Below are 5,727 nucleotides of genomic sequence, written 5' to 3'. Positions count from 1 at the left end.
CCACTCGCCGGGTCGTGAGCGCATGATCGGGAGGACACGAGCGGGCGGGGAGGCTGGGCGATGTCTGCCGAGGGGTTCCTCCGGTCCGACCGGGCACCTGCACCGCGCACGCTGCTGGACGTCCTGGAGGGCACCGTCGCCGTGCACGGGGACGCGCAGGCCATCGACGACGGCAGCACGGTCCTGACCTACCGGGAGCTGGCCGAGGCCGTCCGCGCGTCCGCGGCCGGGCTCGCGGGCGTGGGCATCGGGCCCGGCGACCGCGTCGGTGTGCGCATCCCGTCGGGCACGGCGGAGCTCTACACGGCGATCCTCGCGGTGCTGGCGGCGGGGGCGGCCTACGTGCCGGTCGACGTCGACGACCCCGACGAGCGCGCCAGGACCGTCTTCCGGGAGGCCGGGGTCGCACGTGTGCTCACGGAGGGGGACCTGGCGACCCTGCGGACGCGCGCGGAGACACGTCACCCGGGGCTCGACGACGACGCGTGGATCATCTTCACCTCGGGCTCCACCGGCGCACCGAAGGGGGTCGCGGTCACGCACCGGTCGGCAGCCGCCTTCGTGGACGCCGAGGCGCGGCTGTTCCTCCAGGCGGCACCCCTCGGCCCCGGCGACCGCGTGCTGGCAGGGCTGTCGGTGGCGTTCGACGCGAGCTGCGAGGAGATGTGGCTCGCGTGGGCGCACGGCGCCTGCCTCGTCCCGGCGCCGCGGGCCCTGGTGCGCACCGGCATGGACCTCGGTCCGTGGCTGGTGGCGCAGGGCATCACCGTCATCTCGACCGTGCCGACGCTCGCGGGGCTCTGGCGGTCCGAGGAGCTGGCCGGCGTGCGGCTGCTCATCTTCGGCGGAGAGGCCTGCCCGCCCGAGCTCGTCGCGCGGCTGGTGGGGGAGGGCCGCGAGGTCTGGAACACCTACGGACCGACCGAGGCGACCGTCGTCGCGTGCGCGGCGCTGCTGACCGGTGACGGGCCGGTGCGCATCGGCCATGCCCTCGACGGGTGGGACCTCGCCGTCGTCGCGCCCGACGGGACGCAGGTCGACGAGGGCGCGCTGGGCGAGCTGATCATCGGTGGCGTCGGGCTCGCGCGGTACCTCGACCCGGTCAAGGACGCAGAGAAGTACGCCCCGGCCGAGCCGCTGGGCTGGGCGCGGGCGTACCGCAGCGGGGACCTGGTGCGGTACGAGGCCGAGGGGCTGCTGTTCGTCGGGCGCGCGGACGACCAGGTGAAGGTCGGTGGCCGACGGATCGAGCTGGGCGAGGTCGACTCCGCGCTGCTCGGGCTGCCCGGCGTGGCCGGTGCTGCTGCCGCGGTCCGGCGGACCCCGGCGGGCACCTCGGTGCTCGTCGGCTACCTGGTTCCCGAGCCCGGCGTCACGCTGGACCTGGCCGACGCCCGGCACCGGCTGATCGGCTCGCTGCCGGCGGCGCTCGTGCCGCTGCTCGCGCCCGTGGAGTCGATCCCGACGCGCGGCTCCGGGAAGGTCGACCGCGACGCGCTGCCGTGGCCGCTGGAACGGGCGGGCACCCACTCGTCAGTGTCGGCACCGCCCGTCGGCCTCAGCGCGACAGGGGAGTGGGTGGCGGAGCGCTGGACGGCGGCGCTCGGCGTCCCGGTCGCAGGCCCGCGCGACGACTTCTTCGCCGCCGGCGGGGGAAGCCTCGTGGCCGCCCAGCTGGTCAGCGCCCTGCGCGAGCGCTTCCCGACGGTCACCGTCGCCGACGTGTACGAGTACCCGCGGATCGGGGACCTGGCCCGCCGGCTCGACGAGTTCGAGCCCGCCGCCGCCGCGGAGACGCGCGTGGTGGCGCCGACCCCGCTGCGGGCGCAGGTGCTGCAGACGGTGCTCGGCCTGCCGCTCGCCGCGCTCGTTGGGCTGCGGTGGCTCACCTGGCTGCTGGTCGCGGACGCGGTGCTCGTCGCGGCCACCGGAGCAGCGTGGGTGCCGGTCGTCCCCGGCGTGTGGTGGTGGGTGGCGCTCGGGTGGTTGGTGCTCCTGAGCCCGCTCGGCCGGATGGGGACCACCGTGCTCGTCGCCCGCACGCTGCTGCGCGGGCTGCGTCCGGGCCGCTACCCCCGGGGTGGTTCGGTGCACCTGCGCCTCTGGTTCACCGAGTCCTGGGCGGCAGCGGCCGGCGCAGAGAACCTCTCGTGCGCACCCTGGACCGYGACGTACGCGCGGGCGCTCGGGGCGACCGTCGGCAAGAACGTCGACCTGCACGCGCCGCCTCCGGTCACCGGGCTGCTCACGCTCGGCAACGGGTGCTCGGTCGAGCCGGAGGTGGACCTGCGCGGGCACTGGCTCGACGGCGACGTGCTCCGGGTCGGGCGCGTCCGGATCGACAAGCGCGCGACGGTCGGCACCCGCAGCACGCTCGCCCCCGGCACCCGCGTCGGCGCCTGGTCCGAGGTCGCCCCGGGCTCCGCGGTCCTCGACTCCGTCCCGCCCGGCGAGCTGTGGGTCGGGTCCCCGGCGGTGTTCGACGGGCCGGCCCGGCGGCACTGGCCGCGCGACCGCGCGCCACGGGCGCGCCGCTGGGTGGCGATCTACGGGGCGACCGCTGCCGCGCTCGCGGCCCTGCCGGTCGTCGCCGTCCTGTGCGGGCTGCTGGTCGTCGGCGTGGCGCTGCGCGGGGCCACCACGCCGGCGGAGGCGGCGGTCGACGCGCTGCGGGCGGTGCCGCTGGCCGCGGTCACGGTCGTCGTGGTGCTCGCGCTCGTCACGCTCGCCGCCGTGCGGCTGCTCGGGCTCGGGTTCCGCGAGGGGTACCACGCGGTGCACAGCCGCGCGGGCTGGCAGGTCTGGGCGACGCTGCGGTTGATGGACGACGCCCGCACGACGCTGTTCCCGCTCTACTCCAGCCTCGCGACCCCGGTCTGGTTGCGGCTGCTCGGGGCCGACATCGGCAAGGACGTGGAGGCGTCGACCGCCCTCATGCTCCCCACGCTCACGACCGTGGGCGAGGGCGCGTTCCTCGCCGACGACACCCTGATCGGGTCGTACGAGCTGGGGCACGGCTGGCTGCGGGTCGAGCGGAGCAAGGTGGGCAAGCGCGCGTTCCTGGGCAACTCGGGGATGATCGCGCCGGGCCGCACGGTGCCCAAGCGCGGTCTGGTCGCGGTGCTCTCGGCGACGCCGGAGGACGCCCGCGCGGGCACCAGCTGGCTCGGCTCGCCGCCGGTGAGGCTGCGACGGACCGCCGGCGAAGGCGACGACGCCCGGACGTTCGCTCCGCCGACGCGCCTGCGGGTGGCCCGTGCGCTGGTCGAGCTCTGCCGGATCGTGCCCGTGATCTGCACCGTCGGGCTGGGGGTGCTCGTCCTGCTGGTGCTCCAGGCGGTGCTCGACGCCCGCGGGCTCGGGGCGGCCGCGGCGATCTCCCCGCTGGTCGTGCTGGCGGCCGCCCTGGTCGCGTGCGCGCTGGCGACGGTGACGAAGTGGCTGCTCGTCGGCCGGCTGCGACCGGGCGACCACCCGCTGTGGAGCTCGTTCGTGTGGCGCAACGAGCTGGCGGACACGTTCCTCGAGGTGGTCGCGGTGCCGTGGCTCGGACCGGCCACCATCGGCTCACCGGCGCTCACCATCTGGCTGCGGACGCTCGGCGCCCGGATCGGCCGCGGGGTCTGGTGCGAGACGTACTGGCTGCCCGAGGCGGACCTGGTCACCCTCGGCGACGCGGCCACGGTGAACCGCGGGTGCGTGCTGCAGACACATCTGTTCCATGATCGGGTGATGAGCATGGACACGGTGGAGCTGGGGCGCGGCGCGAGCCTCGGCCCGCACGGGGTGGTGCTGCCCGCGGCGAGCCTCGACGACGGAGCGCGGGTGGGCCCGGCGTCCCTCGTGCTGCGCGGCGACACCATCCCCGCGGGGTCGCGCTGGACCGGGAACCCGGTGGCCCCGGCGTGACGCAGCCGCCCGAGGACCCCTACCTGCCCGGCAGGCCCGACGGGGGTCTGAGCGTGGACCGGTACGAGCTCGACCTCGACTACCGCGTGGCCACCAACCGGCTCGACGCCCGCGCGGTGCTGCACGCCCGCGCGACCCGACCGCTGGACCGCGTCTCGGTGTCCCTGCACGGGCTGCGCGTCACCCAGGTCCTGGTGGGCGGGAAGCGCCCGGAGCGGTGGACCCACAGGGAGGGGCGGATCGCGATCCGGCTGGGTCGGGCGGTCGACGCGGGCACGAGCCTGCCGATCGAGGTGCGCTACAGCGGGCAGCCCGGTCCCGTACGCGGGCCTTGGGGCGAGGTCGGCTGGGAGGAGCTCGAGGACGGTCTCATCGTCGCGGGCCAGCCCGACGGCGCACCCACGTGGTTCCCGTGCCACGACAGCCCGGCGGACAAGGCGAGCTTCACGGTCACGGTCACGGCGGAGGCCGGCTACGAGGTGCTCGCCAACGGCTCCCTGGTCTCCCGCACCCCGCGCGCCGGGCGCACGCGGTGGGTGTACGAGCAGCCGGAGCCCATGGCGCCCTACCTCGCCACGCTCCAGGTCGGGCGCTACGAGCGGGTCCCGACGAGCCTGTCCTCGCAGGTGCTCGTCCCGCCGCGGCTGCGCGCCGCAGCGCTGCACGACCTCGACCGGCAGCCCGCGATGATGGCGCTCTTCGAGCACAGGTTCGGCCCCTACCCGTTCGCGGGGTACACGGTCGTGGTCACCGACGACGTCCTGGAGATCCCGCTCGAGGCGCAGGGGCTCGCCGTGTTCGGGGCGAACCACATGGACGGACGGCGCGGGTCGGAGCGGCTGGTGGCGCACGAGCTCGCGCACCAGTGGTTCGGGAACAGCCTGACCGTCGGGCGGTGGCGGGACATCTGGCTGCACGAGGGCTTCGCCTGCTACGCCGAGTGGCTGTGGTCACAGGAGTCGGGGGGCTGGACGGCCGACCGGCATGCCCGGTCCGCGCGCGCCCGTCTGGCGGCGCTCCCGCAGGACCTGGTCATCGGCGACCCGGGACCCGGCGGCATGTTCGACGACCGGCTCTACAAGCGCGGCGCGCTCACCCTGCACGCCCTGCGGCTCGCGGTCGGGGACGACGCGTTCTTCGCGATCCTGCGGACCTGGACCGCGCGCCACCGGCACGGGACGGTGAGCACCGAGCTGTTCGTCGCGTGCGCGTCGGAGGTGTCCGGGACCTCGGTGGCACTGCTCGTGGAGGCCTGGGTCTACCGGCCGGCCCTGCCCGAGCTCAGCCCCGACCGGCCAGCCGCACCTGCGTCACCCGCACGCTGACCAGGCCGGCTGCGCGTACGGCGAGAGCACCGATCGCCCCGACCGCCGGGTCGAGGTCCTGGAGGTGCCACGGCCCGACCGGTCCTCGCTCGATGCGCGGCGGCTCGTCTCCGGGGCCGAGCACGAGGCTGCGCGGATCGACGTCGAGCCCGCACCCGACGGCCTTGAGCACGGCTTCCTTGCGCACCCAGGTGCGCAGCTGCGCCTCGCCGTCGACCGCGCGGGCCTCGTCGGCGCCGAGCACGACGTCGTCGAACCCGTCGAAGACGCGGCCGGTCGGGCGTTCGACGTCGATGCCGACCTCGTCCGCGCGCGTCGTCGCGACGACGACGGTCCCCGCGGTCCGGGAGAGGCTCAGATGAGGGGGCGCGGTCCAGCGCGCGTCGTCGGGCACGCTGCGCCACGACGCGCTCGGTCGACCGTGCGCGCGGCTCCCGCAGCGGGGGCAGCGGCGGTGCAGCTCGACGCGGGGGCAGCGGCGGTGCAGCTCGAC

The 5,727-nt window shown here is 75.8% G+C and carries 3 protein-coding genes; 2 read left to right on the top strand and 1 reads right to left on the bottom strand.

The features are described from left to right. Positions 1 to 60: 60 nt before the first annotated feature. Positions 61 to 3,909, top strand: a complete 3,849-nt coding sequence (locus AC1DUQ_RS16345; protein ID WP_477074149.1) for a Pls/PosA family non-ribosomal peptide synthetase — start codon at positions 61 to 63, stop codon at positions 3,907 to 3,909. Then, positions 3,906 to 5,234, top strand: a complete 1,329-nt coding sequence (locus AC1DUQ_RS16340; RefSeq protein WP_477062675.1) for a M1 family metallopeptidase — start codon at positions 3,906 to 3,908, stop codon at positions 5,232 to 5,234. Before AC1DUQ_RS16345 ends, AC1DUQ_RS16340 begins: the two co-directional genes overlap by 4 nt. On the opposite strand, the gene AC1DUQ_RS16335 is transcribed toward AC1DUQ_RS16340, so the two are convergent. Next, the coding region (locus AC1DUQ_RS16335; RefSeq protein WP_477074148.1) for a 4'-phosphopantetheinyl transferase family protein at positions 5,191 to 5,727 on the bottom strand (537 nt) is incomplete at its 5' end. The genes AC1DUQ_RS16340 and AC1DUQ_RS16335 overlap by 44 nt on opposite strands.

It is taken from the genome of Cellulomonas sp. P4_B5_2, from assembly GCF_056402235.1.
The sequence above is the reverse complement of the archived record's forward strand: the minus strand, read 5'-3'. Positions and strand labels throughout refer to the sequence as shown.